General features: G+C 71.0%; 11 protein-coding genes. 6 read left to right on the top strand and 5 right to left on the bottom strand.

Annotation, left to right across the window (positions count from 1 at the left end; translation table 11 throughout):
* Positions 1 to 582 precede the first annotated feature (582 nt).
* Positions 583 to 1,632: a polyprenyl synthetase family protein gene (locus tag OG251_RS40880; RefSeq protein WP_326682323.1), complete on the bottom strand. Its 1,050-nt coding sequence runs from the start codon at positions 1,630 to 1,632 to the stop codon at positions 583 to 585.
* Complete coding sequence (locus tag OG251_RS40875) at positions 1,629 to 2,690, bottom strand: tetratricopeptide repeat protein (protein ID WP_326682322.1); 1,062 nt, start codon at positions 2,688 to 2,690, stop codon at positions 1,629 to 1,631. Before OG251_RS40875 ends, OG251_RS40880 begins: the two co-directional genes overlap by 4 nt.
* A gap of 305 nt (positions 2,691 to 2,995) precedes the next feature.
* Between OG251_RS40875 and OG251_RS40870 the strand changes: the two genes are divergently transcribed.
* A complete protein-coding gene (locus tag OG251_RS40870) occupies positions 2,996 to 4,051 on the top strand; it encodes an aminoglycoside phosphotransferase family protein (protein WP_326682321.1) in 1,056 nt (351 codons plus the stop codon).
* 27 nt (positions 4,052 to 4,078) lie between these two features.
* On the opposite strand, the gene OG251_RS40865 is transcribed toward OG251_RS40870, so the two are convergent.
* On the bottom strand, positions 4,079 to 6,316 hold the full coding sequence (locus OG251_RS40865) for an FAD-dependent oxidoreductase (protein WP_326682320.1): 2,238 nt from the start codon (positions 6,314 to 6,316) through the stop codon (positions 4,079 to 4,081).
* A 97-nt stretch (positions 6,317 to 6,413) separates the two neighbouring features.
* Complete coding sequence (locus tag OG251_RS40860; RefSeq protein ID WP_326682319.1) at positions 6,414 to 8,231, bottom strand: hypothetical protein; 1,818 nt, start codon at positions 8,229 to 8,231, stop codon at positions 6,414 to 6,416.
* 391 nt (positions 8,232 to 8,622) lie between these two features.
* Between OG251_RS40860 and OG251_RS40855 the strand changes: the two genes are divergently transcribed.
* The 5 genes from OG251_RS40855 to OG251_RS40835 all read left to right on the top strand — a co-directional run bounded on the left by OG251_RS40855 (position 8,623) and on the right by OG251_RS40835 (position 16,086).
* Positions 8,623 to 10,005 (top strand): ABC transporter substrate-binding protein, encoded by a 1,383-nt coding sequence (locus tag OG251_RS40855; RefSeq protein WP_326682318.1) that lies wholly within the window; start codon positions 8,623 to 8,625, stop codon positions 10,003 to 10,005.
* 33 nt (positions 10,006 to 10,038) lie between these two features.
* The gene (locus tag OG251_RS40850) at positions 10,039 to 11,070 is read left to right on the top strand and encodes a carbohydrate ABC transporter permease (RefSeq protein WP_326682317.1); all 1,032 of its coding nucleotides are present in this window, start codon (positions 10,039 to 10,041) and stop codon (positions 11,068 to 11,070) included.
* Positions 11,070 to 11,996, top strand: a complete 927-nt coding sequence (locus OG251_RS40845; RefSeq protein ID WP_073721298.1) for a carbohydrate ABC transporter permease — start codon at positions 11,070 to 11,072, stop codon at positions 11,994 to 11,996. The genes OG251_RS40850 and OG251_RS40845 overlap by 1 nt, the downstream gene beginning before the upstream one ends.
* A 169-nt stretch (positions 11,997 to 12,165) precedes the next feature.
* Positions 12,166 to 14,970: a hypothetical protein gene (locus OG251_RS40840; protein WP_326682316.1), complete on the top strand. Its 2,805-nt coding sequence runs from the start codon at positions 12,166 to 12,168 to the stop codon at positions 14,968 to 14,970.
* Positions 14,971 to 15,111: 141 nt separating this feature from the next.
* The gene (locus tag OG251_RS40835; RefSeq protein WP_326682315.1) at positions 15,112 to 16,086 is read left to right on the top strand and encodes an acetylxylan esterase; all 975 of its coding nucleotides are present in this window, start codon (positions 15,112 to 15,114) and stop codon (positions 16,084 to 16,086) included.
* Between the two features lie 12 nt (positions 16,087 to 16,098).
* On the opposite strand, the gene OG251_RS40830 is transcribed toward OG251_RS40835, so the two are convergent.
* Positions 16,099 to 19,107 (bottom strand): alpha-mannosidase, encoded by a 3,009-nt coding sequence (locus tag OG251_RS40830; protein ID WP_326682314.1) that lies wholly within the window; start codon positions 19,105 to 19,107, stop codon positions 16,099 to 16,101.
* Positions 19,108 to 19,161 lie beyond the last annotated feature (54 nt).

The following is a 19,161-nucleotide window of genomic DNA, read 5'->3' as shown; positions in this document are numbered from 1 at the left end:
GTATCAGGAGATTCTGAAACGACGGTGATCCGACCGCCGAAGAAAGAGGGCGGTCGGGCAGCCGGATAGGAGAGACCTCATCCATGAGGCCGTCGCGCGGCTTCTTGGATGTGACGCCTCACGACGTCAACTGCGGGATCAATCCAGTGAGTAAAGACGAAGTGCACTTTGGCAGACAGAAGGCCGAAAGACGCGCGTGACTCGCTCATGCGTCCATGTGGGGAACACTCGAATGGCAGGCTGTTCCAGTGGAGTTCCGGAAATGCCGTACGCCTATTCGGCTCCGGTGGAACCGGGCTGCCGCTGGGCGGTGCGGCGAGGTCCCGGCCGCAAGGACACCGGGGAGCGGGATGGTCGCGCGGTCCTGATCCCACCCTCTACGAGAGGGTGATAATGCGGCCGATTGCCTGAATACCTGTAAGGCCCACCATTCGTTCTGCCGATTGGTTCTATTGTCCGCAAAGCGGTGGGGATCTGCGGGGCGCTCGTGACGGACGCGTGCGTCCGGAGCCGCGACACCGCTGACAGGACGACCCCGCCGGGAGGGACCGGCGGGGTCGCGGAGCGTGGTGGGGTGTTGCGTCACATGGTGCGTCGGATGAGGTACGGGAGAAGCGCCAGGATCTCCTCGTGCGCGGCCGGAGCGAGTGGAACGCGGGCCAGGCTCTCGCGGGCTGCGGCCAGGTGCTCGTGCGCCTCGACCACGGTGGCGGTGCGGCCACCGGCTTCCTCGATGAGACCGGCCGCCCGGCGGGCAGCGTCGTCGTCGAGCGGTCCGCCGGCGTGCAGGAGGACCTCCAGCCGGCGGGCGGCGGGGTGGTCCGCGGCCAGCGCCGCCAGGACGGGGTATGTCTTCTTCCGGCGGCGCAGATCGCTGTGCACCGGCTTGCCCGTGGTCTGCGGGTCCCCCCAGATGCCGAGGAGGTCGTCCACCGCCTGGAACGCCACCCCGAGGTGCCGGCCCGCCCGGTCCAGGGCGTCGGCCGTGTCCGCGGGGGCCCCGGCCAGCACGGCGCCCAGCCCTGCGGCACAGCCGAGCAGCGCGCCCGTCTTGTGTTCGGCCATCGACCGGTACTCGTGCGGACGGACCGCTCCGGGCCCCGTCCAGGGCCTGGACTCGAAGAGGAGGTCCTCCGCCTGACCGCGCACCAGGTCGCTCAGCGCCGAGGCCAGCCGCCGCACCGCCGGGGCGCCGCTCCCGCCGGGCGCGTCGGCCAGCGTCTGTACGGCCAGGGCGAAGAGGGCGTCTCCCGCCAGCACCGCGGGGCCGGTGCCGTACGCCTTCCACACGGTGGGGCGCTGCCGGCGGGTCTCGTCGCCGTCCATGATGTCGTCGTGCAGCAGGGAGAACGTATGGATCAGCTCCACGGCGACCGCGCCCACGACGGCCTCCCGGCCGGGGGCTCCGGCCGCCTCGGCACCGAGCACCGCGAGTGCCTGCCGGATCCCCTTGCCCTGCGAACCGGGCAGCGGGCTGCCGTCCACGTCGCTCCAGCCCAGGGAGAAGGCGGCCATCCCGGCGTGCCAGGGGTGCAGGCGCCCTACGGCCTGGGCGAGAGCGGGCCGTACGAGATCGCGGCAGCGGGCCAGCGTCCGGGGCGCGGTGTCCTGTTGGGTCGTGGGCACGGTCATCGGCGGCCGCTCTCGTCGTCGCCCGCGCCGCCGCTGGGTGCCACGCCGAGTTCGGCGTACGCCTTGTCCACCATCTCCCGGGCGTTCAGCAGACCGATCCGGTCCAGTGTGCGGCGCAACCCGTCCAGATCCGCGGCGGTTTCGTCCCGGTCGCGGCCGAGCCTGGCGCGCGCCTTGACGAGCCCGAGCCGGGCCAGCGCCTCGCCGCGGGGCTCGCTCATGGCGCTGAACTCTTCGAGCGCCTGCTCGTACACCGTGCGGGCCTCCTCGTACCGGCGGGCGCGGAAGAGGACATTGGCGCGCATCTTGTGGTTGTAGGCGAGCGCGCTGGACAACTTCATCTCGCGGCAGGTGACTTCGGCCTCGGCGAGCAGGGCCAGGGCGCGCTCCGGGTCGTCCCGCAGGGAGACGATGTCGGCGATGCCGCGCAGGCCCCATGCCCGGCCGCGCCAGTCGTCCGCGTCCTTCGCGAGCTGGGCCGCCTCCTCGAACATCGTCAGGGCCGTGTCGAGCGAACCCGTGTTGCGGTGGATCTGCGCGATGCCTTCCAGTGCCCATACGGTGTGCCGTGCCTCGCCGCGGGCACGCGCCTCGGCGAGCAGCTGCTCGTGCAGGGCCGCGACGGTCCGGTAGTCGCCCTGTATTCGGCCGGTCTCGGCGAGACCGGCGAGGGAGTAGCCGCGCGCGACGACGTCCCCGCCGCGCTTGCCCATGTCGGCGGCGAGCCCGAGCAGCCGGAAAGCGAGCCGCAGGGCGCCCCGTTGGCGGGCCAGCGTCCCACCGCTCCAGAGCGCCCAGGCCATGGCACCGAGGTCCTCGACCGAGCGGGCGGACCGGTAACTGGCCTTCCAGGCCAGATCGGCCTCCGTCACATTCCCCAGCCTGCGGTGCGCCTCCGCCACGGCGAGCCCGGCCCGTGCCACCTCCGCCTGCGAGCCGGAAGCCTCGGCTGCCGCCAAGTGACGTATGCCCTCGGCCAGAACATCGGTCAGGGAGGCGTTCACCGACATCTTGGTGAGAGCACCTTGGTACTCGGGCGCCAGTGCTTTGCTCTGCATGGGTGCCTTTCGCGCGTCAAGTCCGGTCACCGCACGGCTATGCATCTGATGTATACATGGAGTGCATAGCTGTATGGCGCTCATAGCCCGGAACTGGTGGGGGTGGCCGCCGCCCGTCACGTGCGGCGAACCCTTCCTGTCGGTGATCAAGACGGGAGTCGCGCGCCGGGGGTTGCCTGAACGCGTCAACTGTCTGGCCGGGTACGGATTCAGGACATCGGGCGAACGCACTGCCACGGGACCGCGCCGCACGGCATCCCGTACACGTCGCTCGTGGCCCTCGCCCGAAGCCCTACGCTGACCCCATGCCGGACCGTGTACCGATGAGCGACGAACTCCGCGACGTACTGGGCGCTCCCGCCGGGGCCGTCCCGCTGGAGAGCAGTCCGCGATCGCGTGTGTGGCGGGTCGGACTCCGCGACGGCGGCCGGGTGATCGTCAAGCAGATCACCGACGGCGGCGACGCCGCGGCGGACGCGGACGCCCGCTACGCGCGCGAGGCCGCCGCGCTGCGGCTGGCCGCGCGGGCCCCCCGGCCGGGCGTCGCTCCCGCGCTGCTCGCCACGGACCCGCCGAACCGGGTGCTGGTCCTGGAGTACGTGGACGACCTCGGCCCCGCCGGCGACTGGCTGCCGGGGTACGCGGAGTCGCTCGCCCGGCTGCACGCCCTCACCGGCCCGGCGGACAACGGCATCCTGCCCGCGTGGTCCGGTCCCACGGCCGGGGACGCCGCATCCTTCCTGGCCTTCGCCAGGGCCCTCGACGTCCCCGTACCGCGCGAAGTGCCGGGCGAACTCGACTCCCTGCTCGACCGGTCGGACCCCACGCCCCACCACGCGCTGCTGCACGGAGACCCCTGCCCCGGCAATGACCTGCACACCGCCTCCGGCGTCCGGTTCATCGACTTCGAACAGGCCGCGCTCGGGAACGGACTCGTCGAACTCGCCTACCTGCGGATCGGGTTCCCGACCTGCTGGTGTGCCATGTCGGTCGGGCCCGCGCCGTTCGCGGAGGCGGAGGACGTCTACCGCTCCACCTGGCGGACGCTGACCGGCACGGACGTACCCGGCGACCTCGCCGACGCCTGCGCGGGCTGGCTGATCCGCGGCGACGCGCTGGTCGAGCGAGCCCACCGCGAGTCGGTCGACCACCTCGCGCGGGTACCCGTGGCCGACTTCGCGTGGGGAGACGTCCTCGCCCGGGAGCGGCTGGTGCACCGGCTCGGAGCGGTCGCCGAGCTCACCCGCGACCATGAACACCTGCGTGCCCTCGGCCGGCTGTGCTCGGCCCTCGCCACCCGCATGCTGCACCGCTGGTCGGGCCTGCGACCGCTGCCCGCCCACGACACCAGGCCCCGGTAGATCCGGAGGCGGCCGCTCCCGGCCCGCTCAGCCGTACGCGCGCACCCCCACGATCCGCGCGTGGCGCGCCCCGTTCGTCGCGTCCACCCCCACACGCAGCGCGGTGGCGGTGCGCCGGGTGAAGCGGTGGACCCGGTGACGTACGCGGTTGTCCCTCTGGGCGGCGACCGTCTGCCAGGCGCCGTCCACCAGCGCCTCGACACGGTAGTCCCGTACCAGCTCCGGCATGATCTCGAACGGTGTGCGGTGCAGGTGCAGATTGTTCAGATACTCGTCCACGTCGTCGTCCAGGACGAGCTGTACGGAGCCCAGCTCGACGGGCGAGTCCCAGTCCAGCCGCAGCCAGGCCGCCCCCTCCTCGGCCGCCTGCCACAACTGCGGGCCTCCGTAGGGTCGTTGAAAACCGCCGACGGTCTTCTCCGGGGCGTACGCGGCCGTCGCCCCGGCCCGGAAGCAGAAGCTGCGCCGCCGCAGACCGCGGGCGATCCACTCGGTCACCGGCTCGCCGTCCTCCTCGGGGATGTGCTCGTCGAGCCCCGCCTCCGCGGGCCGTTTCCGGGTCAGGGAGAGGACTCCGGTGCGCCGCTCGTCGGCGAGGTGCAGGGCGGCGTCGGCATTGGCCCGCACGACCACGACGGCGTTGCGCGGCTCGTCGGGGTGCCAGCGCAGCGGTACGGAGATCCACCGGTCGTGCCCGGCCGCGAGGGGGACGGAGTGCGTGGACAGCCGACGGAGCGGAACGGCGTTCTCGGCGCGCACCGTGTCCCACAGCTCGACGTCCAGAGCGGTGTCCGCACCCGCGTCGACGAACAGCTCGAACCCGTCGAGAAACGGGTCCACCGGCAGCACGATGCCCAGATCGCGGTCGAGGGGAAAGCGCTCGGTACCCGGGCCCGGCTCGACGGCCAGCCGGGCCAGGGTGCTCGACGCGCTCACCCGCGCCGAGCGCGCCCGGTCGTCCGGGTCGGTGTTGCGCACCCCGACCACCGAGGCGTCCTGACGGAGCAGAACCTGCTGGAGGCGCGGGTCGGCGGCCAGCTCGCGCGGTGTGACCCCGTCCCGTACGCAGAGCGCGGCACCGGTCCCCGCCGCCTCGCCGAGCGTCGCGCACGTCGCCATCACCCGGGTCGTGCCGAAAGCGATGTGCGTGGCCGAGATATTGCGGCCCGCGAAGAGGAGATTGCCGACGTTGCGGGAGTACAGACTGCGGAAGGGGATGTGGTAGATGCCGTCGGGGTGGATCTGGTGGGCGCCCGGCTCGGTGGCGTACATGCCCTCGACCGGGTGCAGGTCGATCGACCAGCCGCCGAACGCGACCCGGTCCTCGAAGGGTTCCTGGGCCATGACCTCGGTCTGGGTCAGGACATGGTCGCCGAGGAAGCGGCGGTACTCGCGCTTGCCGGGCAGGGAGCCCACCCACTCCAGGGTCAGGTTCTCCGCGTCGAACTTCCCCGAGTTCTTGATGTGGTCCCAGATGCCGTGGATCACGGACCAGAGCTCGTCACGGATGCGCTCGTTGTCGTGCACGGTGTCGAGCCCGCCGCCCCACTCGATCCACCAGTAGTCGCAGCCGTTGTCGCCGGTGCGGATCAGCCGGTGCTCGGGGATCGGGGTGTCGAGGATGTTCTTCGCGGAGGACGGCGGTACGTACTTCACCGGGTGCCCGACGTCCTTGGTGTGGAAGAGGATCGTCGAACCGAGCAGTTCGCCGTCGGGGGCGTCCGGAGCCCAGCTCTCCCCGTACTCGGCGCGGCCCTCCCGGCCGATCCGGTGATCGGCGCCCGCCAGATGCCCGACCAGACCGTCCCCCGTGCAGTCCAGGAACACCGGCCCGGTGAAGCTGATCAGCCGCTCCGAGCCCATCGTCCAGCCGGTGACCGAGGTGATCGTGCGCGCGGTGGCGGGTCCCGTCGCGGCGACCTCGCGGACATCCGTGTTGAGGAACAGCGACACCTTCGGCTCGGCCCGCAGCGCGTCCATGACGACCTGGTCCCAGTAGTACGGGTTGCCCTCCGGGTTGCGGTACTGGTTCTCCAGGTACAGCTCGCCCATGATGCCGCTCTCGCGGGCCCACCGCTGGGTGCCGTGCGCGGTCGCCCCGCACACCCAGACCCGTACCTCACTGCTCGAATTGCCCCCCGGCACCGGGCGGTTGTGGACGAGGGCGACCCGCTGTCCCAGCCGCGCGGCGGCGATGGCCGCGCAGACACCGGCGAGACCCCCGCCGATGACGGTGATGTCACTGTCCACGGTCTCTTCACGCATGGCGTGAACGGTCCTTTCTCCAGGAACCTCTGCTCGGGATCCCACCGGTCCGGCGGACGGGCGGGCCGAGGGGCGCGTGCCCCTCACTCCGCCGGTACTACGGGGCGAGACGGGTCCGCGACAGCCGGGGCGAGGGCGGCGCCGCACCGTCCAGCGTCGCGGAGTGCAGCGCCGCGTGCGCCTCCCGGGACACCACCGACCGGCCGCCGCGCAGCGTGAGCCGGTTCCCCCGCGGAGTCGTCCAGCACAGCTCCGCACGGTCCTCGTCCGCCACCAGCTCCGGTGCGGCCCCGGTCGCCCGGTCCTCGTCCGCGCCCTCGGTGACGCGGACGAGGGAGAGGGTCCCCGCCGCGTAGGCCTCGCCCACCGTCTCCCAGTCGAGCTCGGTGGGCGTCCCGCTCTCGAAGAGCACGACTTCGATCCGCACGCCGTCCTCGCGCGGGATCAGCCGCGCCGTCGGCGTACGGCCGCCGAAGCTCCCGCCGGCCAGCCGGAAGCCGAGCCGGGCCGTGCCGAGGTCCAGCACGACGCCATCGGTGAACGCCACCGGTTCCGGCACGGGAGGCGCGCCGATCACGTCCACCACCAGACGCAGCGACCGGGCCCGGAAACGGCCGCCCGGCTCGATCATGTCGAGGTGGTGGTGCCGGTCGCCCGCCGGGCAGGCGAAGCCCGTCAGCCAGGCCACGTGCGGACCGCTCTGTACGGTACTGATCACGCCGGAGGCGAAGTCGAAGTCCTCCGCGCCGTCGTCCTTCACCAGATGGACGTGCACATGTCCCGTCCCGCCGTCCGGGCGCAGCCAGTGGCCGAACAGCGGGCGCCGCTGGAGCCAGGTGTCCTGGTGGTTCACGCTGCCGAGCGTGGTGATGCCGTCCAGCCAGGTGGTGCCCGTCTCGGGGGACGGGGCCCCGGCGAACCGCTCCCGGTGCTCGTGCTCGCCCTCCAGCGCCAGCAGCCGGGGACGGGCCCAGTCGGGCATCCGGTAGTCCACGCAGGCGTGCACGCCCTCCAGCAGGGGAGACGCGGCCGGAGCGTCGGCCGGAGCACTCACCAGGCCCCCGGTGGCCTTGACCAGGTGGGGCGGCGCGCCCACGTCGTTGCTGTAGCAGCGGGCCATCGGGCCGGACAGCTGACGGGTCGGCGGGTGCCAGCGGGCCAGGAAGTGCTCCCACAGCCGGTCGTGCAGCCGCTCGTTGACGGCCAGCACGTCCTCGTCCCGGACGTGTTCCCTGATCAGGGTCAGGGTCTGCAGGACGACGCCCCAGTAGGACGGGCTGTTGAACTCGGTGAAGCTGCCGGTGGTGTCGATCGCCTCCGCGAGGCGCACCATGCGGTCCTTGCCGTAGGCGGACACCGCCTCGTCCTCAAGGATCCGACCGGCCGCGAGCGTGACGAACGTCCCCATCGCGGCGACGTTGGTGTACGTCAGGTGGACGTTCCTGCGGATGATGGAGGCGGCCGCGTGCCGCAGCGACTCGCGCACCTCGCGCAGCACGGGTCCGGGCAGGTCCTCGCCGTGCCGGGCGTGTATCAGGATCAGGTGGATGCCGAGGAAATCCGCCCAGTTCCAGTCCGCCGGAGCCATCTGCGAGGCCGGCTCCTCGGCGTAGTAGCCCCAGATGCCGTACGTGTCGCTCGTGGCCGACCGGTCCTGGAGCCGCGCGATCTCAAGGAGCACCGAGTGGGCGCGGGCGGCGTCCCCGTCGGCGCCGCGCTCCAGCAGCAGCAGCGCGTAGTGCAGGGAATTGCGGGTGGGGTGTGCCGGACCGCCCTTGATGTGGGTGTGAATGGGGTTGTACGGGGCCTCGACCTGCAACAGGTGTGCCTCGGCGTCCCAGCGGCGGTCGCCCTCGGCGAGCGCTGCTCGCAGCAGGGAACGGTCGTACTCGGCGGCCGACCAGGCAGGGTGCACGGGATGTCCTCCAGCTCACGATCGCCTCCGCGGCGATCTCCGAAAACGCTTGGGAAACGTTTTCCAGAGGCTAGGCCGATGTCAACGCCCCGGCAAGGGGCTGATGGTGGGCCGAGGGGCCGTTCTGTCATCCCTGGTGGATCGGCGCGGCGTCGGAGGCGGTGCTTCGCGAGGCGGAGGGGCACCCGCATACGGGATGTATGCGGGCGTTCCGGCGACGCCGTGAGGTGCCGCAGCTCCCGTCGCGCGCCTCCGGGGATTCCGGGACGGGCCCCGGAGGCAGGAAGACCGCACCGTACCCATTGACGCGGCGATATGTCGCGAGGCAAGGTGACCCCGGCTGGAAAACGCTTTCCGGCTTGTTTCCGGTCTGCCCCTGAAGGAGTTCCCGATGAGACCCTCCCTGCGCACCGCCCTGACGGGCATCACCGCCGGTGCGCTCGTCTGCGTGCTTGCGTCGTGCTCCGACTCGGACAGTGGCGTCGCGGCCGACGGCACGGTGACCATCACCGTCTCGGGCCGCCCCCCGGCCACCAACGCCGCAGCGCTGAAGACCTTCAACACGCGGGTGGCGGCGTTCCGGAAGGCCAACCCCAAGGTCCGGGTCAAGACCAACGAGTACCAGTACGACCAGCAGAGCTTCCAGACCAAGGTGGGCGGCGGCAGCCTGGAGACGATCGTCAGGGTACCGCTCACGGAGATGTCGGGACTGATCAAGCGCAAGCAGATCTCGGACGTCACCGAGGAGTTCGGGCAGCTGAAGAACGGCGACCAGTTCAACGACGCCGTGCTCGCCGCGGCCAAGGGGCAGGACGGCAGGATCTATGGCGTCCCCACCGAGGAGTACGCCATGGGCCTCCTCTACAACCGGGACCTCTTCGAGAAGGCCGGACTCGACCCCGAGAACCCGCCGAAGACCTGGTCCGAGGTCCGCACGGCCGCCAAGGCCATCACCGACAGGACCGACGCCGTCGGCTACGCCCAGGCGACCAAGGAGAACGCCGGCGGCTGGATGCTGACCGCCATGACGTACTCCCACGGCGACGACATGCAGAAGAAGACCGGCGACAAGTGGGCCAACTCCTTCGACGCCCCCGGCAGCGGTGCCGAGAAGTCCCTCGACCTGCTGCACCAGATGCGCTGGTCGGACGGGTCGATGGGCAAGAACCAGCTGCGCAGCATCACGGACATCGAGAAGGACTTCTCCGCGGGGAAGATCGGTATGGCGGTCACGGGCCCGACCGCGGTCAACCACTACGTCCAGCAGTACAAGGGCGACCCGGAGACCGTCGGGCTGTCCGCCATGCCCGTGGACGGCGCCGGGCGGCGCACCCTGGCCGGCGGCAATGTCGCGGTGATCAGTCCGAAGGCGAGTCCTCAGGAGAGGGCGGCCGCGCTGAAGTTCATCGACTTCTACTACCTGACGACCAAGTACGACCCGAAGATCGCGGGCGAGGACGCGGCGGCCAGGAAGAAGGACGGCGGCGTCGTCGGCGTCCCGGTCGTGCCCTTCTTCAGGCCCGCCGTCTCGGACCCCGTCGACGCGGCCGTCAATGAGCACGCCAACACCCCGGTCGCGCACTTCGCCAGGTACACCCAGGCCCTCAAGGACTTCGAACTGGTCGTGGAGCCGCCCGTCGAGGCGCAGAACGTCTACAAGTCCCTCGACAGCGCCGTACAGGCCGTACTGACCCGCGAGGACGCCGACCCCGCCGAGCAGTTGAAGAAGGCCGCGGGGCAGGTCAAGTCCCAGGTGGAGCGGGCGCAGCGTTGAGCGCCGCCGCACAGAACGCTTGAGGAGCCGTCAATGAGCAGGTCGGACGCGCCACCGGCGCCCACCGGGGACCGCACACCGAAAGACCGCACACCGATGAACCGTTCCGTGAAGTCCGCCCCGCCGTCGCCCCGCGAGCAGGCCGGGCCGCCGCACCGTGCCTCCCCGCATCGTGGCAGCCCGGCCGAACGCTTCGTCCGCTGGGTCAGGCAGGGGGGCATCACCACCATCCTGTTCGGTCTGCCGATGGTGCTGACCTTCGCCTACTTCTCCTGGTGGCCGATCGTCCAGAGCGTGCGGCTCAGCTTCGAGCAGACCAATCTGGTCGGCCCCGCCCAGTGGGTGGGCCTGGACAACTTCCGCAATGTGCTGGACGACCCGCTGCTGTGGACGGCGGTCGGGAACACCGCGCTGTTCGCGGCGCTCGCCCTGGTCATCGGCTTCCCCGTACCCCTGTTCCTCGCGGTCCTCATCGCCGAACTGCGGCGCGGCGGAACGCTGTTCAGGATTCTCGCCTACCTTCCGGTGGCGATCCCGCCGGTGGTCTCGGTGCTGCTCTGGAAGTGGTTCTACGACCCGGACGCCGGACTGTTCAACCAGTTGCTCGCCCATGTCGGCCTGGGACCCTACCCATGGCTCCAGTCCACCGACACGGCGATGCTGTCGATCGTCCTGGAGGCCACCTGGGCCGGCTTCGGCTCCACGGTGATCATCTACCTGGCGGCGCTCGGCTCGGTGCCCAGCGAGCTGTACGAGGCCGCCGAGATCGACGGGGCGGGGATCTGGCGCCGGGTCTGGCACATCACCCTGCCGTCACTGCGCGGGGTCATCCTGATCATGCTGCTGCTCCAGATCATCGGCACCCTCCAGGTGTTCACCGAACCCTTCGTGATGACGGACGGCGGGCCCGAGGACTCCACCCTCACCGTCCTGATGCTCATCTACAACTACGCCTTCCAGAACGGCGACTACGGAGCGGCCACCGCCCTCAGCGTGCTGCTGGCCCTCGTGCTCGGCGTGCTCTCGGCGATCTACCTGCGGGCGACGAGGAGCTGGAACAACTGATGGCCGTCACCACCCCCCTCCGTTCGCGGGGCAGGAAGAGCACCGAGGAGAGCGCACGTGGACTCATCTCCTCGGCCGACCGCCGGCGCACCTCCGTGCGCGCCTCGCTCCGCTCCGTGCAGGGACTGTCCCTGCTCCTGCTGATCGCGTTCGGCGCCGCCCCGCTGTACTGGACCCTCAAAGGCGCGATATCGCCGACCCAGGAGCTGCTGCGCGATCCGCTGGCGCTCTGGCCCGACCACACCCAGTGGGACAACCTCTCCCATGCCTGGACCGAACTCCAGGTCGGCCAGTACCTCTGGAACACCGTGGTCCTGGTGACCGGTTCGGTCATCGCCCACCTCCTCGTCGCCACCACCGGCGGCTACGTCCTGTCCGTACTGCGGCCCAAGTGGGCCACGCCGGTGCGGTGGATGGTGCTCGCCACCCTCTTCATCCCCGGCTCGATCTCCCTGGTCGCGCTCTATCTCACCGTGCTCGACCTGCCCGGCCTCGGCATCTCGCTCGCCAACAGCCCCTGGGGCGTATGGCTGCCGCACGCGGCCAGCGCCTTCACCGTGCTGATCGTGATGAAGTTCTTCGACGGCATCCCGCGGGAGCTCTTCGAGGCCGCCCGGGTCGACGGCGCGGGCCCGTTCATCATCTTCCGCCGGATCGTGCTGCCCATGTCGCGGCCGATCCTCGCGGTGGTGACCCTGCTGACGGTCATGAGCTCCTGGAAGGACTTCCTCTGGCCGCTGATCGTCATCCCGGACACCGAGAAGCAGCCCATCTCCGCCGCACTGCCGCGCCTCGCGGAAACGGCGGAACAGTCGCTGCTCATCGCCGGGATGCTGCTCGCCATCCTGCCCCCCGTCGTCCTGTTCCTGATTTTCCAGCGGCAGATCGTACGCGGCGGGGGAGGCTTCACCGGCCTCAAGGGATGAGATCCACCCGGGAACAGGCGCGGAACCGCTCCGCGCAGGCCGGCGGCGGCAGCGGTGCGCGCCGAAGGCCCGGACCGGTGTGCTCCGCCGGGGTACAGCCGACGGAGCACACCACCGCCCGGGAACCACGTCGGACGCACCGCACCGATCCGATCGAGAGGACACCTCGATGGAACAGAACGGCACGATCCGGTCCGGACCCCTGGCACGGGCCAGAGTAATGGGCCGTTCCGGGCATCCCGCCGCCTGGGGCAGCGCCGCGGCCCTGCTCGGCTGCCTGCTGGTGGCCGCGCCGCTGCCCGGCAGCGCACCGTCCGCCCACGCGGCGGCGGCCGCGGCCACACTCACCGTCACCTCGCCCGACCTGTTCTTCGTCAAGGGCCAGGCGAAGATCGCCCTCACCTCCGACCAGACCTCGGTGGTCTGGAAGGCCGTCGACGACCAGGGGGTGACCGTGGCCTCCGGCACCGCGCCGGTGACGGGCGGCACGGCCACCGTGGACGCCACCCAGCTGGGCAACGGCTACTACACGCTCACGGCGAGTGCCGGTACCACGACCCGCACGGTGAACTTCGGCGTGGTGACCGCGCTCGCCGGCCATGAGCAGAAGGACCCGCGCTTCGGCACCGGCATCCACTACGGGTGGAACGACGGCGACGACCAGAAGCTGCTGCGCTCGGTCAAGCTGATGGGGATGCACGGGATCCGGTCCGACATCAACTGGAGCGCGATCGAGAAGACCCCGGGCCAGTACGCCTGGAGCAACTACAGCACCGACCAGCACATCCCGTACGCCAAGAGCCTGGGCCTGGTCTCCCTGCCGATCTCCGGCTACCGCAACCCCCACTACGACAACAACAGGACGCCCGCCTCGGCGGCCGCGCTGGACGCGTACGGGAAGTACACCGCGGGCATCGTGGAGAAGTACCAGCAGTCCTCGAAGGAGGTCGAGATCTACAACGAGTACAACTCGACCGGCTTCAACAACGGCACCTGCGGCATCACCGCCGACTGCTACCTCCAGATGCTCAAGGCGAGCTACGGCAAGGTGCACGCCAAGGTCCCGGACGCCACCGTGGTCGGCGGGGGACTGGCCGGCCTCCAGACCGACTGGCTGAAGCGGCTCTACGCGCTCAAGGGCCTGGACTACATGGACGCCCTCAGCGTCCACCACTACGGCTACCCGAGCCCGCCCGAGCAGGCCCTGGCGAAACTGCCGCAGGTGCGGGCCGATCTGGACGCGGCGGGCGGCGAGGACTTCCCGCTGTGGATGACCGAGAACGGCTACCCCACCCACGCCGACGGCGTCAGCCAGGCCGCGCAGGCCGCCTATGTGCCGCGCGCCCAGATCTTCTCGTTCGCCTCCGGCGTCGACCGCTACTACTGGTACGACCTCACCAACGACGGCACCGACGCCAACAACAAGGAACACAACTTCGGCGCGTTCAAGCGGCCCACCACCGGTGTCGTGGCCTGGCAGCCCAAGCAGTCCGTCGTCACCGAGAGCGTCCTGATCCGCCAGCTCGCGGGCCGCGCCTTCGCGGGCCGTGACGACGCCGGGTCCGCCGACGTCCGCTCGTACCGCTTCGGCACCGGCACCTCCACCGTCCGCGCGCTGTACACGACGGCCGCGACACCGGGCACCGTCCAGCTCTCGGCCACCGGACCGGTCACCGTCACCGACCAGCTGGGCCGGGCGAAGACCTACGTCCCGGTCGGCGGCAAGGTGCAGCTCGGCGTCGACGGCAAGGTGCTGTACGTCAAGGGCACGGTGAGCGCGGTCAAGGCCGTCGCCGCCCCCTCCTTCTCCCTCGAACTCCCCGAGCGCACCAACACGGAGGAGTCCGTCACCGCGGTGCTCAAAACCGACCGCACCAAGGGACAGCCCGCGGTCTCGCCGTTGCTCGACTTCCGCATCGCCGGAAAGACCTACCGGGTGACGGCGAAGCCCGGCGCCGTGACCCGCACGACCATCGACCTGCCCACCTCCGCACTGACCGGCACACGTTCGGTCAGCGGTACCGTCGGACTCGGCCCGGTCAACTTCGGCCGGATCACCACCGACACCGAGGTGGTGCCCCCGACGGAGGTCACCTTCGACCCGGTGGTGAAGAAGGCGGCACCCTTCGCCGCCGCACTGAAGGTCACCGTCACCAACAACCGGGCCCGCTCCGCGCTCGACCTCAGCAAGCTGGAGTGGCAGGTCAACCAGGACACCGCGTTTCTGGACCGGGGCACCATCGACGGGCCGATCAAGGTGGGCGCCGAGAACAAGGTCGCGTACACGGTGGACGCGCGCAACGTGAAGCCGTGGAACCGCTACTGGACGGCCGCCTACGTCAGCACCCCCGACGGCGCCAGGAACCCCGTGGGCGCCTGGAACGGCTGGGGCGCGGTCCAGCCGGCCGGAACCAGCACCACCACGCCCATCGACCTGACCACCCACGCCGGCAAGAAGTACGCGGGCGGCTACCAGGGCGAGGCCGACCTCTCCGGCTCCCTGCGCCCGCAGTACACCGACGCCGGGCTCGTCCTGAAGGGCGAGTTCACCGACAACGTCCTGTACCAGCCCGCGACCGGCGCGGAGAACATGTGGCAGGGCGACAGCCTCCAGTTCGCCGTCACCCCCGAGGTGCCGGGCCGCAGCCGTCAGTACGTCGAGGTCGGCGCCTCGCTCGTCGGGGGCAAGCCCCAGGTGTACACCTGGCGGCCGCCCGCCGGCCAGAGCGAGGGAATCACCCCCGGTGCGACCGCCCAAATCACCCGTGAAGGCACCACCACCCGCTACACGGTGACGGTCCCCTGGGCCTCCCTCGGCCTCGGCGGCAAGCCGGCCGCCTCCATCGGACTCGGCTTCGTCGTCAACGACGCCGACAATGACGGACGGGGCCGCGGCTGGTTCGAGTGGGGCGCCTCCATCGCCAACAACTCCAAGAGCGCCACCGGCCTGCGGGCCGTCCAGCTGACCGACTGACCGGGCGGCCGGCAGACGGACCGCTCCCCAAGAACCGGCGGGGCCGGGTGCACCTGACAGCACCCGGCCCCGCTGCTCCATGCCGTACCACCAAAACCGAACCCGTCATCACGCACCACCCATGAGGAGACGCACGACACCATGGCCCTGTTCGACCTGCCTCTCGACGAACTGCGCGACTACCGGCCCCGGATCGAGGAACCCGACGACTTCGACGCCTTCTGGTCCACCACCCTGACCGAGACCCGCGCCCACCGGCCCGGCATCACCTTCGAACCCGTCGACACCCCGCTGACCGGCCTGCGCGTCTGGGACACCACCTTCGCGGGCTACGGCGGCCACCCGGTCAAGGGCTGGTTCAGCGCCCCCGCGCACGCCGAAGGCCCGCTCCCGCTCGTCGTCCAGTTCCACGGCTACAACGGCGGCCGCAGCCTGCCGCACTGCTGGGGCCTGTGGCCGCTGGCGGGCTTCGCCCACTTCGTCATGGACGTGCGGGGCCAGGGCAGCGGCGGCAACGTCGGGGACACCCCCGATCCGGTCGGCTCCGGCCCCTCCCACGCGGGGTTCATGACCCGGGGCATCGAGGCCCCGGAGAGCTACTACTACCGCCGGGTCTACGCCGACGCCGTACGCGCCGTCGAGGCGGCCCGCACCCATCCCCTCGCCGACCCCGCCCGCACCGTGGCGCTCGGCGGCAGCCAGGGCGGCGGCCTCGCCCTCGCGGTCGGCGGGCTCGTCCCCGATCTGGCGGCCGTCTCCGCCGACGTACCCTTCCTCTGCCACTTCGGGCGGGCCGTCACCCTCACCGACGCCAACCCGTACTCCGAGATAGCCCGCTACCTCAAGGTGCACCGCGGCAAGGAGGAGAACGTGCTGCGCACCCTGTCGTACTTCGACGGGGTGTCGTTCGCAGCCCGGGGCAACGCCCCCGCGCTCTTCTCCGTCGCCCTCCAGGACCAGACCTGCCCGCCGTCCACGGTCTTCGCCGCGTACAACGCGTACCGGGGTGAGAAGGAGATCGAGGTGTACCCGTTCAACGGTCACGAGGGCGGGGCCATGTTCCAGGAAGCGGTCCAGCTGCGCCGCGTTCCGGCGCTGCTGGACCGCGATTCCTGAGCCGGGGCCCGCTCAGCCCGCCGCGGCGACCGCCAGGCGCAGCGTCAGGATCTGGAACGGGCGCAGCACCAGCTCCACCACGTCCCCCTGGACGGTGACCCGCTCACCGTCCAGGGGGCGTTCCAGCAGATCGGTCACCGTCGCCGAGGCCAGCGGGAAGCCGGCGCTCAGACGTGCGGTGGCCCGTCCGCCGTGTGCCTCGTGGACCCGGACGACCACGTCCCCGCTGCCGTCGTCGGCCAGCTTCACCGCCGTGGCGACCACCGCGTCACCGTCCAGCGAGACCAGCGGCGCCACCTCGTCGGTGCCCGGCACCCGGCGCTCCGGCAGGCTGAACTGCCAGCCCTCGCGCACCGCGTCGCCGATCGTCGCCCCCGGCAGCAGCGCATAGCGCAGCCGGTGCACACCCTGGTCCGTCGCCGGGTCCGGATAGCGCGGGGCCCGCAGCAGCGACAGCCGCACCGTGGTCGTGGTGGAACCGTCCTCGCGGACCGTACGGGTCACATCATGGCCGTACGTCGAATCGTTCAGCAGCGCCGCACCCCAGCCCGGCTCCCCGACATGCAGGAAGCGATGCGCGCAGATCTCGAACTTGGCAGCCTCCCAACTGGTGTTGGTGTGCGTCGGACGCTGGACATGCCCGAACTGCGTCTCCGCCGTGGAGTGATCGGCACGTACGTCGAGGGGGAAGGCCGCCTTGAGGAACTTCTCCCGCTCGTGCCAGTCGACCTCGGTGTCGATGTCCAGGCGCCGCGCCCCGGCCCGCAGCGTCAGCAGCTGGGTGACGCGGGACGACCCGAAACTGCGCACCACCTCGACGCCCCCGCCGACGCGGCGCACCGAATCGGCCCCCGTCAGATCCGTCACCGTGTTGCGGTAGAAGGAGTCGACGTCCCACGCGTCCCAGCGGTTGGGCAGATCCGGGTGGATCTGGAGCAGGTTGGCCGCACAGCCGGGGGCCACGCTCTCGCGGCCGGTCGCCAGATCGACGGCCGAGACCACCAGACCACGGGCGTCGACGGTGACCCGCAGAAGTCCGTTGTCGAGCCGGAAACCACCGTCGTACTCCTCGATCTCCACCGGCTCCTCCACGGACTCGCGCAGGGTGCCGCCACCCGCCGCGATACCCGCACGCGCGTGCGGAGCACCGTTGAACACGACCGTGCCGCCACCGTCGGACGACCCGGCGAGCGCCCGCTGCGCCGCGTCGATCACCGCTTCCAGCTCCTCGGCGATCCGGGCGTACGTGGCCTCCGCCTCGCGGTGCACCCAGGCGATCGACGAGCCGGGCAGGATGTCGTGGAACTGGTGCAGCAGCACGCTCTTCCATATCCGGTCCAGCTCCGCCCGCGGATAGCGGAAGCCGGTCCGTACGGCGGCGGTGGCCGCCCACAGCTCGGCCTCCCGCAGCAGATGCTCGCTGCGCCGGTTGCCCTGCTTGGTCCGTGCCTGCGAGGTGTACGTGCCCCGGTGCAGCTCCAGGTACAGCTCACCCAGCCACACCGGCGGCCCGGTGTACTCCGCCTCGGCGGCGGCGAAGAACTCCGCGGGCGTCTCGATCGTCACCCGCGGTGAGCCCTCCAGGTCCGCCAGCCGCTCGGCACGCGCCAGCATCTCGCGGGTGGGACCGCCACCGCCGTCCCCCCAGCCGAACGGGACCAGCGAGCGGGTGGCGCCGCCCTTGTCCCGGAAGTTCTCCTCGGCGTGCGCCAGCTCCTCGCCGGACAGCTCGGCCACATAGGTGTCCACCGGCGGGAAGTGCGTGAACACCCGGGTGCCGTCCAGCCCCTCCCACAGGAAGGAGTGGTGCGGGAAGGGGTTGGTCGTGTTCCACGAGATCTTCTGGGTCAGGAACCAGCGCGAGCCGGAGAGCGCCACCAACTGCGGCAGAGCGGCCGAGTAGCCGAACGAGTCGGGCAGCCACACCTCCCGCGTCTCCACCCCGAACTCCTCCAGGAAGAAGCGCTTGCCGTACACGAACTGCCGGGCCAGCGCCTCCGACCCGGGCATATTGGTGTCCGACTCCACCCACATCCCGCCCACCGGCACGAACTGCCCGGCCGCGACCTTCTCCTTGACCCGCTCGTACAGCGCCGGCTGATGCTCCCGCAGCCAGTCGAGCTGCTGCGCCTGCGACATGGCGAAGACGAACTCCGGGTGGTCGTCCATCAGCGCCACCACATTCGAGGTGGTGCGCGCGACCTTGCGCACGGTCTCCCGGAGCGGCCACAGCCACGCCGAGTCGATATGGGCGTGGCCCACCGCGGAGAGCCGGTGCGCCGACGCGTTCGCCGGTGAGGCCAGCACCTGCCGGAGCTGCTCACGGGCGGCGGTGGCGGTGGCGTTGACGCCGTCGAGATCCAGCGCGTCCAGGCAGCGTTCGACGGCGCGCAGGATCTCCCAGCGGCGCGCCGAGCCGACCGGCAGCTGCCGCATCAGCTGGTCGAGCACCTCCAGGTCCTGGACCAGCTCCCACACCTGCCGGTCGAAGACGGCGACATCCATCCGCTCGACCCGGTACAGCGGCTCGCTGCCCGCGGTCTCCCGGTCGCCGAGCGCACTGACCCCTTCCAGGAGCTCGGGGTTGGCGGCGGCCTCCAGGTAGTACGTGAACTGCTCGCCGCCCGAGACCCGTTCCCCCACGCGCAGCCAGGTGTTGCGCGGGTTGAGGGCCTTCACGACGCTTCCGTCCGGCCGGTGGGCGAGGGCTTCCGCGGAGAAGCCGGGCCGGTCCCGGGCGAACCCGAGGTCGATCACCGCTTCGACGGTCAGTCCGGCCCAGTCGGCGGGGACCCGTCCGCTGACCTTGAACCAGCTGGTGCCCCACGCGGGCCCCCAGTCGTCGCCGACCGCGCCGGGCTTGTAGGGGGCGTTCACCGCCTCGGTGAACGGGACCGGTTCGCCGGGGGCGTGCCAGACCTCGATGTCCAGCGGCGCGGTCCGCGGATGGACGGCGGGCCGTATGCGCTCGCGCAGGACCCGGTCCAGGCGTTCCTCGGTCAGTGTGCGGTCGTCATGCATGGCGAAGCCTCTTCCGGGCTGAGGGGAGTGAGGGGAAGGGAGAAGTGGTGGGAA

Origin of the sequence: Streptomyces sp. NBC_01237 (genome assembly GCF_035917275.1) — a bacterium.
Taxonomy (GTDB): Bacteria; Actinomycetota; Actinomycetes; order Streptomycetales; family Streptomycetaceae; genus Streptomyces.
The sequence above is the reverse complement of the archived record's forward strand: the minus strand, read 5'-3'. Positions and strand labels throughout refer to the sequence as shown.